We start from the raw sequence: 15,876 nt of genomic DNA on the forward strand, positions 1-15,876 counted from the left end.
GCGTCGCGAGTCAGATCGAACACATGCCGAACATCCAGGCAACCCCCGGCAGCCGCGCCCCGTCTAGTTGATCGCGGCTGTCGGCTCGACCGGCCCGGCCGCCACCTGGGGATTTCACAGTACGCAGACGGGGGCACCGCCCGGCCGCTGCGGGGGGACCGGACGGAGCACCACGCGTGGAAGACAGAGCTGTGTCAGGGCTGCGCTCGAGCAGGCCCGGGCCCCGGCGGCGCACCGTCGTCGCCGCCATCGGAGCACTGGCCGCGGCCGGCTCGGCCACCGCCCTCACCTCGTGCTCCGTGCCCGCGCCACGGCGCACCGGGCCCGTCACCGACCCCGCACCCGGCATAGCCATAAGCGACGCACGGCCCGCCCGGCTGATGCAGATACTGGCGCACCCAGACGACGACCTGTACTTCATGAACCCGGACACCCAGCGGATGCTGGACTCCGGCGTACCCCTCGTCTGCGTGTACGTCACGGCGGGGGAGGCCAACGGCGTCAACAAGGCACCGGGGCGGCCCCGTCCCGCCGCGGACAAGAGCGCGTACTCGTCCGCCCGTCATCAGGGCCTGCGGCAGGCGTACGCGACCCTGCTCGGCCTGCCCAAGTACACGGACTGGCAGAAGGACATCACGACACTGCGCGGCGGCCGGCGGGCCGAGATCAACAGCCTGGCCGTCGGCCCCCGGCGCGTCGACCTGATCCACCTCAACCTCGCCATGCACACCACCCGCCATGCCCGGCTCGGTATGCCGAACCTGTGGCGGGACCGCGTGCTGGAGCTGCCGACCGTCGTCGCCGACGACTCCCCCGTGCGCACGATCGAGAGCTACGACTACGACCGGCTCGTCGACGTCCTCGTCGGGCTGATGGACCGCTACCGGCCCACCGTCGTGCAGACCCTGGACCCTGATCCCGACATCCAGCACAGCGACGAGGTCACCCGTAAGAAGGACAGCGAACAGCGCGGCTACTCGGACCACGGCGACCACACCGCCGTGGCCTCGTTCAGCTGGGCGGCGATGGCCCGGTGGGTCGCCGAGTCGGCCCGCGACGGCGGGGAGATACCGGCGTTCGTCGCCACCTCCTTCCGCGGCTACTACAACCGGCACTGGCCGAAGAACCTGCCGGACAGCATGCTGCGGCGAAAGGCCGGGCACCTGGTGCCGTACGGCGGGGAGGCCGACTGGAGCTGCGGCAACAGCGGCGGATGCGGCGACTACAACGTGGGCGGCGAACGGCCCCTGACCAACAAGAAGGGCTGGGTCCGTTCCACCCACCACCGCTATCCAGGAGCCCGCACGGCCCTCGCCGCCGAACCGGACGGACGGCTGACCGCGTACGGAGTACTGGGGCTGCGCGCGGTGCGCTGGCGCGAGACGGAGGCAGGCAGCGGCCGGTGGGGGCAGCCCGCCGACCTCGGCGGCGGCCCGCTCGCGCCGACGCTGGGCCGGGCGGCGCTCGATGACGGACGGCAGCTCCTCTTCGCGCTTCGCTTCTCGGCGATCAGCGGTCACGGAGGGAACAACGCCCGGGAGATAGTGCTGCTGGAGCAGCGCTCCGCGGGCGGCCCCTTCCTCGGGTGGCGCGGCCTGGGCAACCCCGAGCGCCATGACGACCGGGGCCGGCGGATCGGGGTGCCGGTGGCCGTCACCGCGCCCGACGGGCGGGTCCACCTGTTCGTGCGCAACGCGGACAAGGGCGTCAGCACACGGGTCCGGGAAGCGGACGGCCGCTGGAGCGGCTGGCGGACCCTCGACGGCAGCGCCGAGATACAGGACGGGCTGACCACCGTGGTCGACGCGGCCGGCCGTGTCCATCTGTTCGGCGCGGGCTTCGCCACCGTCCACCACTGGACCCAGGACGCGCCCGGCCTGCCCCTCACCCACCGCCCCGGCGGCCACCTGCCGGCCGCCGTCGACACCCCCGCCGCGCTCGCGAGGACCGACGGTTCCGTGCATCTGCTGTACCGGACGGAGCGGCCCTGGAAGCGGGCGGCCCCGCGGGACTCCCGCGGCAGCGCCTCACCCGCCCTCACCCGCTTCAGCTCGGACGGCAGGCTGCTGCCCGCCGTCCGCTTCGACGGTTACGGACCGCTCGCCACGGCCGGTGACCCCGAGCGGGCCGTCCTGCTGGGCCTGGATCTTCGCGGCCGGGTGCAGCTGCGGCACGAGGGCCGGCTGATGACCCGTACCGCCGGGGCCGTTGCCCTGGACACGCCCGCGCTGGACGTCACCCCCGCCGGTGAGGTCAGGGTGGTCGGCATGGGCCCGGACGCACACCCGTGGACCTGGTCGCCGGGGACGGCCACGGCGACCGGCTGACCGGCCGACCACCGGCGGGCACGGGGCCGACCCGGTGCCCTGCGGACATGACGAAGGGCCCCGCACCGACAGGTGCGGGGCCCTTCTTGCAGCTCAGCGAGCTACCAGGTCAGAACGACAATTACTTGTTGATCTTGGTGACCTGGCCGGCGCCCACGGTCCGGCCACCCTCACGGATGGCGAACTTGAGGCCCTCCTCCATGGCGACGGGCTGGATCAGCTCGACGGTCATGGTGGTGTTGTCGCCCGGCATGACCATCTCGGTGCCCTCGGGGAGGGTCACGACGCCGGTCACGTCCGTGGTACGGAAGTAGAACTGCGGGCGGTAGTTGTTGAAGAAGGGGGTGTGACGGCCACCCTCGTCCTTCGACAGGATGTATGCCTGGGCCTCGAAGCTGGTGTGCGGCGTGACCGAACCCGGCTTGATGATGACCTGGCCGCGCTCGACGTCCTCGCGCTTGATGCCACGGAGGAGCAGACCGACGTTCTCGCCCGCCTGGCCCTCGTCGAGCAGCTTGCGGAACATCTCGATGCCGGTGACCGTGGTGGTGGTCTTCTCGGTCTTGATACCGACGATGTCGACGGTCTCGTTGACCTTGAGGACACCACGCTCGATACGACCGGTGACGACGGTGCCACGACCGGTGATCGTGAAGACGTCCTCGATCGGCATCAGGAACGGCTTGTCGACGTCACGCTCGGGCTGCGGGATCGCCTCGTCGACGGCGGCCATCAGGTTCAGGACCGACTGGCCCCACTCCTTGTCGCCCTCGAGAGCCTTGAGCGCCGAGACCTTGACGACGGGAACGTCGTCGCCCGGGAACTCGTACTCGGAGAGGAGCTCACGCACCTCGAGCTCGACGAGCTCCAGGATCTCCTCGTCGTCCACCATGTCGGCCTTGTTCAGGGCGACGACGATGTACGGAACGCCGACCTGGCGGGCCAGGAGCACGTGCTCCTTGGTCTGCGGCATCGGGCCGTCGGTCGCGGCGACCACGAGGATGGCGCCGTCCATCTGCGCCGCACCCGTGATCATGTTCTTGATGTAGTCCGCGTGACCGGGGCAGTCGACGTGCGCGTAGTGACGCGACTCGGTCTGGTACTCGACGTGCGCGATGGAGATGGTGATACCGCGCTGGCGCTCCTCAGGAGCCTTGTCGATCTGGTCGAAGGCCGAGGCCTCGTTCAGGTCCGGGTACGCGTCGTGCAGCACCTTGGTAATGGCGGCCGTGAGGGTCGTCTTACCGTGGTCGATGTGACCGATGGTGCCGATGTTGACGTGCGGCTTAGTCCGCTCGAACTTCGCCTTCGCCACTGGGGTCCTCCTGTGGAGTGGTTCTGTACGCCTTACTCATCGGCGCCAGGTGATCTTTGCTGGGATGCCGGGGCCCGGGGACATTCCCGCCGTGGTGCGACTGGAATGCCCCTGGAGGCTCCGGTGACAAGCCTAAAGCGTGAACTCGGGAGAGTTACTCGCCCTTGGCCTTCGCGATGATCTCCTCGGCGACGTTCCGGGGAACCTCGGCGTAGGAGTCGAACTGCATCGAGTAGCTTGCGCGACCCGAAGTCTTGCTGCGGAGGTCTCCGACGTAGCCGAACATCTCCGAAAGCGGCACCAGACCCTTGACGATCCGGGCGCCCATCCGCTCCTCCATGGCCTGAATCTGACCACGGCGGGAGTTGATGTCACCGATGACCTCGCCCATGTAGTCCTCGGGCGTGGTGACCTCTACGGCCATCATCGGCTCGAGCAGCACGGGGCTGGCCTTACGCGCGGCCTCCTTGAAGGCCTGCGAACCGGCGATCTTGAACGCGAGCTCGGAGGAGTCGACCTCGTGGTAGCCACCGTCGAGAAGAATGACGCGAACGCCCGTCATCTCGTAGCCGGCCAGGATGCCGAACTGCATGGCCTCCTGCGCGCCCGCGTCCACCGAGGGGATGTACTCCTTGGGGATGCGGCCACCGGTGACCTTGTTCACGAACTCGTACGAGGCGTCGCCGCCCTCGATCGGCTCGATCGCGATCTGCACCTTGGCGAACTGACCGGTACCACCGGTCTGCTTCTTGTGCGTGTAGTCGTGGCGCTCGACGCCCTTACGGATCGTCTCACGGTATGCCACCTGCGGCTTACCGACATTCGCCTCGACCTTGAACTCACGGCGCATACGGTCGACCAGCACCTCGAGGTGCAGCTCGCCCATACCACCGATGATGGTCTGGCCGGTCTCCTCGTCCGAGTGAACCTGGAAGGAGGGGTCCTCCTCCGCGAGACGCTGGATGGCGACACCCAGCTTCTCCTGGTCGCCCTTGGACTTGGGCTCGATCGCGACCTGGATGACCGGCGCCGGGAAGTCCATGGACTCCAGGATCACCGGGTTCTTGTCGTCGCACAGCGTCTCACCGGTGGTGGTCTGCTTCAGGCCCATGACGGCGACGATGTCGCCGGCGCCCACCGAGTCGATCTCCTCACGCTTGTTCGCGTGCATGCGGTAGATCTTGCCGATGCGCTCCTTCTTGCCCTTGACGGAGTTCAGCACCGCGGTGCCGGAGTCCAGGCGACCGGAGTAGATCCGGACGAAGGTGAGCTTGCCGAGGTGCGGGTCGCTCGCGATCTTGAACGCGAGGGCCGACAGCGGCTCCTCGTCGGACGGCTTGCGCTTGACGACCGTCTCCGGGTCCTTCACGTCGTGGCCCTCGATGGCCTCGACGTCCAGGGGGGAGGGGAGGTAGCGCACGACCGCGTCGAGCAGGGGCTGAACGCCCTTGTTCTTGAAGGCGGTACCGCAGAACACCGGGGTGACCGTGGTGTCCTTGGAGACGCCGGACGCGATGGTGATACGACGGATCGCGGCGTACAGCTGCTCCTCGGAGGGCTCCTGGCCCTCGAGGTACAGCTCCATGATCTCTTCGTCGTTCTCGGCGACCGTCTCGAGGAGCTTGCCGCGCCACTCGTCGGCAGCCTCGGTGTGGGTGGCCGGGATGTCGACGACGTCGTACATCTCGCCCTTGGTGGCCTCTGCGGACCACACGAGGGCCTTCATACGAACCAGGTCGACGATGCCCTTGAAGTCGGCCTCGGCACCGATCGGCAGCTGCATGACGATCGGCGTCGCGCCAAGGCGGTCGCTGATCATGTCGACACAGCGGTGGAACTCGGCACCGGTGCGGTCGAGCTTGTTGACGAAGCAGATACGCGGAACGCCGTAGCGGTCCGCCTGGCGCCAGACAGTCTCGGACTGGGGCTCGACACCGGCGACACCGTCGAACACCGTGACGGCACCGTCGAGGACGCGAAGCGAACGCTCCACCTCGACGGTGAAGTCGACGTGACCCGGGGTGTCGATGATGTTGATGGTGTGATCGACGTCCTCGAGCGGCCAGTGACAGGTCGTCGCGGCGGACGTGATCGTGATGCCGCGCTCCTGCTCCTGCTCCATCCAGTCCATCGTGGCAGCGCCGTCGTGGACCTCACCGATCTTGTAGCTCACACCGGTGTAGAACAGGATGCGCTCGGTGGTCGTCGTCTTGCCCGCGTCGATGTGGGCCATGATCCCAATGTTGCGGACCTTGGCCAGGTCAAGCGAAGTGGTGGCCATAAGGCTCAATCTTCTCTCGGTCTCGATGTGGGTAGCGACTACCAGCGGTAGTGCGCGAAGGCCTTGTTGGACTCGGCCATCTTGTGCGTGTCCTCACGCTTCTTGACCGAAGCGCCGAGGCCGTTGGAGGCGTCGAGCAGTTCGTTCATGAGGCGCTCGGTCATGGTCTTCTCGCGACGGGCGCGGGAGTAACCGACCAGCCAGCGCAGCGCCAGCGTGGAGGCGCGGCCGGGCTTGACCTCGACCGGGACCTGGTAGGTGGCGCCACCGACACGGCGGGACTTGACCTCGAGCGCCGGCTTGACGTTCTCGAGGGCGCGCTTCAGCGTGATGACCGGGTCGTTGCCGGTCTTCTCGCGGAGGCCTTCCATGGCGCCGTAGACGATGCGCTCAGCGGTGGAACGCTTGCCGTTGAGCAAAATCTTGTTGATGAGCGAGGTCACCAGAGGAGAACCGTAAACCGGGTCGATGATGACCGGGCGCTTCGGGGCGGGGCCCTTACGAGGCATTCTTACTTCTCCTTCTTGGCGCCGTAGCGGCTGCGGGCCTGCTTGCGGTTCTTGACACCCTGGGTGTCCAGCGAACCGCGGATGATCTTGTAACGAACACCCGGCAGGTCCTTCACACGGCCACCACGCACGAGCACGATGGAGTGCTCCTGCAGGTTGTGTCCCTCACCCGGGATGTAGGCCGTGACCTCGATGCCGGAGGTCAGACGCACACGCGCGACCTTACGCAGGGCCGAGTTCGGCTTCTTCGGGGTGGTCGTGAACACACGCGTGCAGACGCCGCGGCGCTGAGGGGAACCCTCGAGTGCGGGCGTCTTGTTCTTCTCGACCTTGTCCTGCCGGCCCTTACGGACCAGCTGCTGGATCGTAGGCACTACTTCTCCGGTTTCTGTGTGCCGTCAGTGAAGCTAACCTGGAACGTCGCCGACCCACGCGGTCGGGTGTGTCGAATGCTGCAGACCCCCGCCGCCAGGCGGAAAGAGCGCAGATTGCGGTGGCCGGTATCTGACTCGCCATGCGGTTGAAGACACGCACACGAGCCCAGGCACACCCCAGGCACAAGGTCTGAGCGTACCTACCGCATCCACTCCGGTCAAAACAAATGCCCAGGGGCCGGATCCGCCCACGGGGCCGAGACCGATTTGCGATGGTTTTCGGCCGTCTTGGCCGGGGTGTCCGGCCCGACCCGCCGCTTCCTGTACCGTCGCCGGCCACCGGGCGACGGCTCCCCCTGCACGGAGGCGGACGTCACCCACGGAGCCCCTCCGGCCACCGTGCCGCCGCGCGAGCCGCGCTCCACGCCGACCGTCCCGTCGGCCCGGAGAGCCGCGCCTGGAGCTGTCGCGGACCGCGTTTCCCGCGCCGACTCCGTCCCACGAAGAAGCGCCAGGAAAATACGACGAAGGGCGGCCACCCCGCACGGGGTGACCGCCCTTCGTCACGACCTGCTACTGGTTGTACGGACCGTAGTCGTAGTCCTCCAGCGGAACGGCCTGGCCGGAGCCCGTGCCGAACGGCGAGTAGTCGATGTCGTCGTAGCCGACGGCCGAGTACATCGCGGCCTTGGCCTCCTCGGTCGGCTCGACCCGGATGTTGCGGTAGCGGGACAGACCCGTACCGGCCGGGATGAGCTTACCGATGATGACGTTCTCCTTGAGGCCGATCAGGGAGTCGGACTTGGCGTTGATCGCCGCGTCCGTCAGAACCCTGGTCGTCTCCTGGAACGACGCCGCCGACAGCCAGGACTCGGTCGCCAGCGAGGCCTTGGTGATACCCATCAGCTGCGGACGGCCGGAGGCGGGGTGACCGCCCTCGGTGACCACACGACGGTTCTCGGTCTCGAACTTCGAACGCTCGACCAGCTCGCCCGGCAGCAGCTCCGCGTCGCCGGACTCGATGATCGTCACACGGCGCAGCATCTGCCGGATGATGATCTCGATGTGCTTGTCGTGGATCGACACACCCTGCGAGTTGTAGACCTTCTGGACCTCGCCGACCAGGTGGACCTGGACCGCGCGCTGGCCGAGGATGCGGAGCACGTCGTGCGGGTTGGTGGCACCCACGGTGAGCTTCTGGCCCACCTCGACGTGATCGCCCTCGCCGACCAGCAGACGGGCACGCTTCGAGATCGGGAACGCCGTCTCGTCGCTGCCGTCGTCCGGAGTGACGACGAGCTTCTTGGTCTTCTCGGTCTCCTCGATACGGACGCGGCCGGCCGCCTCCGAGATCGGGGCGACACCCTTGGGCGTACGAGCCTCGAAGAGCTCGACGACACGGGGCAGACCCTGGGTGATGTCGTCACCGGCCACACCACCGGTGTGGAAGGTACGCATCGTCAGCTGCGTGCCGGGCTCACCGATGGACTGGGCGGCGATGATGCCGACCGCCTCACCGATGTCGACCAGCTTGCCGGTCGCGAGCGAACGGCCGTAGCAGTACGCACAGGTGCCGACCGCGGACTCACAGGTCAGGACCGAGCGGGTCTTGACCTCCTCCACACCGGCCGCGACGAGCGCGTCGATGAGCACGTCACCGAGGTCGACGTTGGCAGGCGCGATGACCTTGCCGTCGACGACGACGTCCTCGGCGAGCATCCGGGCGTAGACGGAGGTCTCGACGTCCTCGGTCTTGCGCAGGGTGCCGTCGGCGCCTCGCTCCGCGATCTTGAGCTTGAGGCCACGGTCGGTGCCGCAGTCCTCCTCGCGGATGATGACGTCCTGCGAGACGTCCACCAGACGACGGGTCAGGTAACCCGAGTCGGCGGTACGCAGGGCGGTGTCCGCCAGACCCTTACGGGCACCGTGCGTGGAGATGAAGTACTCCAGCACGGACAGACCCTCGCGGAAGGACGCCTTGATCGGACGCGGGATGGTCTCGTTCTTGGCGTTGGACACCAGACCACGCATACCGGCGATCTGACGCATCTGCATCATGTTTCCGCGAGCGCCCGAGTTGACCATCATGGAGACCGGGTTGGTCTTCGGGAAGTTCGCGTTCATGGCCTCGGCAACCTCGTTGGTCGCCTTGGTCCAGATCGCGATGAGCTCCTGGGTGCGCTCTTCCTTGGTGATCAGACCACGCTCGTACTGCTTCTGGACCTTCTCGTCCAGGTCCTCGTAGCCCTTGACGATCGCCTTCTTGGCGTCGGGGACCACGATGTCGGAGATGGCCACGGTGACGCCGGAACGGGTCGCCCAGTAGAAGCCGGCCGCCTTCAGGTTGTCGAGCGTCGCCGCCACGATGACCTTGGGGTAGCGCTCCGCGAGGTCGTTGACGATCTCGGAGAGCTGCTTCTTGCCGACCGTGTAGTCGACGAACGGGTAGTCCTCGGGCAGCAGCTCGTTGAAGAGCGCGCGGCCCAGGGTCGTCCGCAGACGGAACGAGTCACCCTGCTGCCACTCCGGCTCACCCTCCTCCTGCGCCGGCGGGGTCCAGCCGCGCGGCGGGATGGTGCCGACCGGGAAGCGGATGTCGATCTTCGCCTGGAGCGAGAGCTCCCGGGCGTCGAACGCCATGATCGCCTCGGCGGTGGAACCGAAGGAACGGCCCTCGCCGATGACCTTGCGCTCCTCCTCGTCCGTGGTCAGGAAGAAGAGGCCCAGCACCATGTCCTGGGTCGGCATGGTGACGGGACGGCCGTCGGCCGGCTTGAGGATGTTGTTCGAGGACAGCATCAGGATGCGGGCCTCGGCCTGCGCCTCCGCGGAGAGCGGCAGGTGCACGGCCATCTGGTCACCGTCGAAGTCCGCGTTGAACGCGGTGCAGACGAGCGGGTGGATCTGGATGGCCTTGCCCTCGACCAGCTGCGGCTCGAAGGCCTGGATGCCGAGGCGGTGCAGCGTGGGCGCACGGTTCAGCAGCACCGGGTGCTCGGCGATGACCTCTTCGAGGACGTCGTACACCACGGTGCGGCCACGCTCGACCATGCGCTTGGCCGACTTGATGTTCTGCGCGTGGTTCAGGTCGACCAGGCGCTTCATCACGAACGGCTTGAAGAGCTCCAGCGCCATGGCCTTGGGCAGACCGCACTGGTGCAGCTTCAGCTGCGGGCCGACGACGATGACGGAACGCGCCGAGTAGTCGACACGCTTACCGAGCAGGTTCTGACGGAAACGACCCTGCTTACCCTTCAGCATGTCGCTGAGGGACTTCAGCGGACGGTTGCCGGGGCCCGTGACCGGGCGACCACGACGGCCGTTGTCGAAGAGGGCGTCGACCGCCTCCTGGAGCATCCGCTTCTCGTTGTTCACGATGATCTCGGGGGCACCGAGATCGAGCAGACGCTTCAGACGGTTGTTGCGGTTGATCACACGGCGGTACAGGTCGTTCAGGTCGGAGGTCGCGAAGCGGCCACCGTCCAGCTGCACCATCGGACGAAGGTCGGGCGGGATGACCGGCACGCAGTCGAGCACCATGCCCTTGGGGCTGTTGGACGTCTGCAGGAACGCGGAGACGACCTTGAGGCGCTTGAGCGCACGGGTCTTCTTCTGGCCCTTGCCGGTGCGGATGATCTCGCGGAGACGCTCGGCCTCCTCGTCCAGGTCGAAGGACTCCAGGCGCTTCTGCAGCGCCGCGGCACCCATCGAGCCGTCGAAGTACGTGCCGAAGCGGTCACGCAGCTCGCGGTAGAGCAGCTCGTCGCCCTCGAGGTCCTGGACCTTGAGGTTCTTGAAGCGGTTCCACACCTCGTCGAGACGGTCGATCTCGCGCTGGGCGCGGTCACGCAGCTGCTTCATCTCGCGCTCGGCACCCTCGCGCACCTTGCGGCGCACGTCGGCCTTGGCGCCCTCGGCCTCGAGCTCGGCCAGGTCGGTCTCGAGCTTCTTGGCACGGGCCTCGAGGTCGGCGTCGCGGCGGTTCTCGACCTGCTGGCGCTCGACGGAGACGTGGGCCTCCAGCGACGGCAGGTCACGCGTGCGGCGCTCCTCGTCCACGAACGTGATCATGTACGCGGCGAAGTAGATGACCTTCTCGAGGTCCTTCGGCGCCAGGTCCAGCAGGTAACCCAGACGCGACGGGACGCCCTTGAAGTACCAGATGTGGGTCACGGGAGCGGCGAGCTCGATGTGGCCCATCCGCTCACGCCGCACCTTGGCGCGGGTGACCTCGACGCCACACCGCTCACAGATGATGCCCTTGAAGCGGACACGCTTGTACTTGCCGCAGTAGCACTCCCAGTCCCGGGTCGGACCGAAGATCTTCTCGCAGAAGAGTCCGTCCTTCTCGGGCTTGAGCGTGCGGTAGTTGATGGTCTCGGGCTTCTTGACCTCGCCGTGGGACCAGGTCCTGATGTCGTCCGCGGTGGCAAGGCCGATCCGCAGCTCGTCGAAGAAGTTGACGTCGAGCACTGTGCGTCAATCCCTCTTTCGGGGTCGTGTCTCAATCATGGTCTGAACGGTCCCGGGGATGGCGGGGGCTCCTTCGTGGGAGCCCCCGCCAGGCCCGTCAGACCTCTTCGACGCTGCTCGGCTCACGCCGGGACAGGTCGATACCGAGCTCCTCCGCGGCGCGGAAGACGTCCTCGTCCGTGTCGCGCATCTCGATGGACATACCGTCCGAGGAGAGCACCTCCACGTTGAGGCAGAGCGACTGCATTTCCTTGATGAGCACCTTGAAGGACTCGGGAATGCCGGGCTCGGGGATGTTCTCGCCCTTGACGATGGCCTCGTAGACCTTCACGCGGCCGGTCACGTCGTCGGACTTGATGGTCAGCAACTCCTGGAGGGCGTAGGCCGCTCCATAAGCCTCGAGTGCCCACACCTCCATCTCTCCGAACCGCTGGCCACCGAACTGGGCCTTACCACCCAGCGGCTGCTGGGTGATCATCGAGTACGGACCGGTCGAACGGGCGTGCAGCTTGTCGTCGACCAGGTGGTGGAGCTTGAGGATGTACATGTACCCGATCGAGATCGGGTCCGGGAACGGCTCGCCGGAGCGGCCGTCGAACAGGTTGGCCTTGCCGGACGACTGGACCAGGCGGTCGCCGTCGCGGTTGGGGATCGTGGCGTCGAAGAGACCGGCGATCTCGTCCTCACGCGCACCGTCGAAGACCGGGGTCGCGACGTTGGTGCCGGGAGCGACCTGGTCGGCGCCGATGGCCTGCAGGCGCTGCGCCCAGTCGTCCGCCAGCCCGGAAACGTCCCAGCCGCGGCTGGCGAGCCAGCCGAGGTGGATCTCCAGGACCTGTCCCGGGTTCATTCGGGACGGGACACCCAGCGGGTTGAGGATGATGTCGACCGGGGTGCCGTCCTCGAGGAACGGCATGTCCTCGATCGGCAGGATCTTCGAGATGACGCCCTTGTTGCCGTGACGGCCGGCGAGCTTGTCACCGTCGGTGATCTTGCGCTTCTGGGCCACGTAGACGCGGACCAGCTGGTTGACGCCCGGGGGAAGCTCGTCGCCCTCCTCGCGGTCGAAGACGCGCACACCGATGACCTTGCCGGTCTCGCCGTGCGGCACCTTCAGCGAGGTGTCCCGGACCTCACGCGCCTTCTCACCGAAGATCGCGCGGAGCAGACGCTCCTCCGGGGTCAGCTCGGTCTCACCCTTGGGCGTGACCTTGCCGACCAGGATGTCGCCGGCGACGACCTCGGCACCGATACGGATGATGCCGCGCTCGTCGAGGTCCGCGAGGACCTCCTCGGAGACGTTCGGGATGTCCCGGGTGATCTCCTCGGGGCCGAGCTTGGTGTCACGGGCGTCGACCTCGTGCTCCTCGATGTGGATCGAGGAGAGGACGTCGTCCTGGACGAGGCGCTGCGACAGGATGATCGCGTCCTCGTAGTTGTGACCCTCCCACGGCATGAACGCCACGAGCAGGTTCTTGCCGAGCGCCATCTCACCGTTCTCGGTGGCGGGGCCGTCGGCGAGGACCTGGCCCTCGATGACACGGTCGCCCTCGGAGACGATGACCTTCTGGTTCACCGAGGTGCCCTGGTTGGAGCGGGAGAACTTCGCGATGCGGTACGTGGTGTACGTACCGTCGTCGTTCGCGACGGTGACGTAGTCGGCCGAGACCTCCTGGATGACACCGTCCTTCTCCGCCTTGATGACGTCGCCGGCGTCGGTGGCACAGCGGTACTCCATCCCGGTGCCGACGAGCGGGGCCTCCGCCTTGATGAGCGGAACGGCCTGGCGCATCATGTTCGCGCCCATGAGGGCACGGTTGGCGTCGTCGTGCTCGAGGAACGGGATCATGGCGGTCGCCACCGACACCATCTGGCGCGGCGAGACGTCCATGTAGTCGACCTCGGTCGGCGGGACGTAGTCGACCTCGCCGCCACGACGGCGGACCAGCACGCGCGCCTCGGTGAAGCGCAGTTCGTCGCTCAGGGTCGCGTTCGCCTGGGCGATGACGAAGCGGTCCTCCTCGTCGGCGGTCAGGTAGTCGACCTCGTCGGTGACCTGGCCGTCGGTGACCTTGCGGTACGGGGTCTCGACGAAGCCGAACGCGTTGACCCGGCCGTAGGACGCGAGCGAGCCGATCAGACCGATGTTCGGGCCTTCGGGGGTCTCGATCGGGCACATGCGGCCGTAGTGCGACGGGTGCACGTCACGGACCTCGAAGCCGGCCCGCTCACGGGAGAGACCACCCGGGCCAAGAGCCGACAGACGGCGCTTGTGGGTGAGACCCGACAGCGGGTTGTTCTGGTCCATGAACTGCGACAGCTGGCTGGTGCCGAAGAACTCCTTGATGGAGGCGACGACCGGCCGGATGTTGATCAGCGTCTGCGGCGTGATCGCCTCGACGTCCTGGGTCGTCATGCGCTCACGCACGACGCGCTCCATACGAGCCAGACCCGTACGGACCTGGTTCTGGATGAGCTCGCCGACGTTGCGCAGACGGCGGTTGCCGAAGTGGTCGATGTCGTCGGTCTCGACGACGATCTGGGTGCCCGACTCGCCGACCGTCTCGGTCTCGCCGGCGTGCAGCTTGACCAGGTACTTGATGGTGGCGATGACGTCGTCGGTGGTGAGAACGCCGGCGTCCAGCGGCTCGTCCGCGCCGAGCTTCTTGTTCACCTTGTAGCGGCCGACCTTGGCGAGGTCGTAGCGCTTCGGGTTGAAGTAGAGGTTCTCGAGCAGCGTCTGGGCCGCCTCGCGCGTCGGGGGCTCGCCCGGACGCAGCTTGCGGTAGATGTCGAGCAGCGCGTCGTCCTGGCCCTGGGTGTGGTCCTTCTCCAGGGTGGCGCGCATGGACTCGTACTCGCCGAACTCCTCGAGGATCTGCTCGGTGGTCCAGCCGAGCGCCTTGAGCAGGACGGTCACGGACTGCTTGCGCTTGCGGTCGATACGGACACCGACCATGTCGCGCTTGTCGATCTCCATCTCCAGCCAGGCACCCCGGGACGGGATGATCTTGGCCGTGAAGATGTCCTTGTCGGACGTCTTGTCGATGTTGGAGTCGAAGTAGACACCCGGCGAGCGGACCAGCTGCGACACAACGACACGCTCGGTGCCGTTGATGACGAAGGTGCCCTTGTTGGTCATGAGCGGGAAGTCGCCCATGAAGACCGTCTGGGACTTGATCTCGCCGGTCTCGTTGTTGGTGAACTCGGCCGTGACGAAGAGCGGGGCCGCGTACGTGAAGTCGCGCTCCTTGCACTCGTCGATCGAGTTCTTCGGGGGCTCGAAACGGTGGTCGCGGAAGGTCAGCGACATCGACCCGGAGAAGTCCTCGATCGGCGAGATCTCCTCGAAGATCTCTTCCAGACCGGACTTGGTGGGGACGTCCTGTCCGCTTTCGAGAGCCGCCTCGACACGAGCCTTCCATGCGGCATTGCCGAGCAGCCAGTCAAAGCTCTCGGTCTGCAGCGCGAGGAGGTTCGGAACCTCGAGGGGCTCCTTGATCTTTGCAAAGGAGATGCGCAGCGGGGCAGTGCTGGCGCCGTTGTTCGTATTCGCGGTCGAGGCGTTGCGCGAGGCGGCCAAGAGGGGGTCCTTCCGAGGGCTCGGACTCACTACGCGCGTACCGGTCCCATGCTGTGAACGGAGGGAGAAACCCCAGCTAGGGGCTGTTCTTCATCCGAAGCTCAGACACGGGCATGCCCCTGGTGACGGGCAGAGGGCAGCTAACAGGCAGCGCAAAGGGTCAGTGTAGCCACTTGGCACACTGATGTCCAGTGCGGGTTTTCGAGACCCTCGAGACCCTCGTTTTTCTCATCTCCGCGAACCCATGCGCCGTGAGGCGCACATCGATACTGCCCGTTCGGTCGTCGATCCATGCCTCGGAACGTGGATCGTTGTGACGACGCGTCCTGAGAATTGCGCGCTGCGTGCGGTTCGTCAAGGCCCCTGTCCCTGAGCTGCTGCTCCGGGACCTCATCGGCCGCCGTGAGGGGCGCACGGCGAAGATCACCATACTCCCAGGAGGCAGAAGAACAAGGCACCCCCGGCCGGAACGCCGAAGGGCGACCACCCGCTTGGGTGATCGCCCTTCAGTGTGTGCGCGTTACAGCGCGGGAGTCAGAAGACTCGCGAGGTCACTTGACCTCGACGGAGGCGCCGGCAGCCTTGAGGGACTCGGCAGCCTTCTCCGCGGCGTCCTTGGCGACCTTCTCGAGGACGGGCTTCGGGGTGCCGTCGACGAGGTCCTTGGCCTCCTTCAGACCCAGGGAGGTCAGCTCACGCACGACCTTGATGACCTGGATCTTCTTCTCACCGGCGCCGGTGAGGATGACGTCGAACTCGTCCTGCTCGGCCTCGGCCTCGGCCGGGGCGGCAGCAGCGCCACCGGCGGCAACGGCGACCGGGGCAGCGGCGGTGACGTCGAACTTCTCCTCGAAGGCCTTCACGAACTCGGAGAGCTCGATGAGGGTCATCTCCTCGAACTGCGCAAGCAGGTCGTCCTGGGACAGCTTCGCCATGATGGCGTCCTTCCACTCATTCGGCAGGTGCCGTGTGTACATGTGAGGCGGGCGTACGTTCGGCCCGCTGTGACCGTCG

The 15,876-nt window shown here is 66.9% G+C and carries 8 protein-coding genes; 1 reads left to right on the top strand and 7 read right to left on the bottom strand.

Translation table 11 applies throughout. The annotated features are described in order from the left end of the window. Positions 1 to 176 precede the first annotated feature (176 nt). Entirely contained in the window at positions 177 to 2,327 is a 2,151-nt protein-coding gene (locus GLX30_RS15185) for a PIG-L family deacetylase (protein ID WP_244258158.1), read from the top strand. A 121-nt stretch (positions 2,328 to 2,448) separates the two neighbouring features. Here GLX30_RS15185 and tuf read toward each other — a convergent pair whose 3' ends face one another. The 7 genes from tuf to rplL all read right to left on the bottom strand — a co-directional run bounded on the left by tuf (position 2,449) and on the right by rplL (position 15,797). Next, on the bottom strand, positions 2,449 to 3,642 hold the full coding sequence (tuf, locus tag GLX30_RS15190; RefSeq protein WP_005313609.1) for an elongation factor Tu: 1,194 nt from the start codon (positions 3,640 to 3,642) through the stop codon (positions 2,449 to 2,451). A gap of 154 nt (positions 3,643 to 3,796) precedes the next feature. After that, entirely contained in the window at positions 3,797 to 5,923 is a 2,127-nt protein-coding gene (gene fusA, locus GLX30_RS15195) for an elongation factor G (RefSeq protein WP_159688588.1), read from the bottom strand. 38 nt (positions 5,924 to 5,961) lie between these two features. Further along, complete coding sequence (gene rpsG, locus GLX30_RS15200) at positions 5,962 to 6,432, bottom strand: 30S ribosomal protein S7 (RefSeq protein ID WP_100108597.1); 471 nt, start codon at positions 6,430 to 6,432, stop codon at positions 5,962 to 5,964. Between the two features lie 2 nt (positions 6,433 to 6,434). Next, positions 6,435 to 6,806 carry a 30S ribosomal protein S12 gene (gene rpsL, locus GLX30_RS15205; RefSeq protein ID WP_003948652.1) on the bottom strand — a complete coding sequence of 124 codons (372 nt, stop codon included), beginning with the start codon at positions 6,804 to 6,806 and terminating at the stop codon, positions 6,435 to 6,437. A gap of 573 nt (positions 6,807 to 7,379) precedes the next feature. Then, on the bottom strand, positions 7,380 to 11,279 hold the full coding sequence (locus GLX30_RS15210; protein WP_159688591.1) for a DNA-directed RNA polymerase subunit beta': 3,900 nt from the start codon (positions 11,277 to 11,279) through the stop codon (positions 7,380 to 7,382). Positions 11,280 to 11,376: 97 nt separating this feature from the next. Beyond that, positions 11,377 to 14,862: a DNA-directed RNA polymerase subunit beta gene (gene rpoB / locus GLX30_RS15215; protein WP_037773997.1), complete on the bottom strand. Its 3,486-nt coding sequence runs from the start codon at positions 14,860 to 14,862 to the stop codon at positions 11,377 to 11,379. A 551-nt stretch (positions 14,863 to 15,413) separates the two neighbouring features. Continuing rightward, entirely contained in the window at positions 15,414 to 15,797 is a 384-nt protein-coding gene (gene rplL / locus GLX30_RS15220) for a 50S ribosomal protein L7/L12 (protein ID WP_005313624.1), read from the bottom strand. Between the last annotated feature and the right edge of the window lie 79 nt (positions 15,798 to 15,876).

This window comes from Streptomyces sp. Tu 2975, assembly GCF_009832925.1.
Lineage (GTDB): Bacteria > Actinomycetota > Actinomycetes > Streptomycetales > Streptomycetaceae > Streptomyces.

What these genes read in the sequence shown, in the direction of transcription:
- rplL (WP_005313624.1), bottom strand. Translation starts at nt 15,797, where the DNA reads ATGGCGAAGCTGTCCCAGGACGACCTGCTTGCGCAGTTCGAGGAGATG.
- fusA (WP_159688588.1), bottom strand. Translation starts at nt 5,923, where the DNA reads ATGGCCACCACTTCGCTTGACCTGGCCAAGGTCCGCAACATTGGGATC.
- rpsG (WP_100108597.1), bottom strand. Translation starts at nt 6,432, where the DNA reads ATGCCTCGTAAGGGCCCCGCCCCGAAGCGCCCGGTCATCATCGACCCG.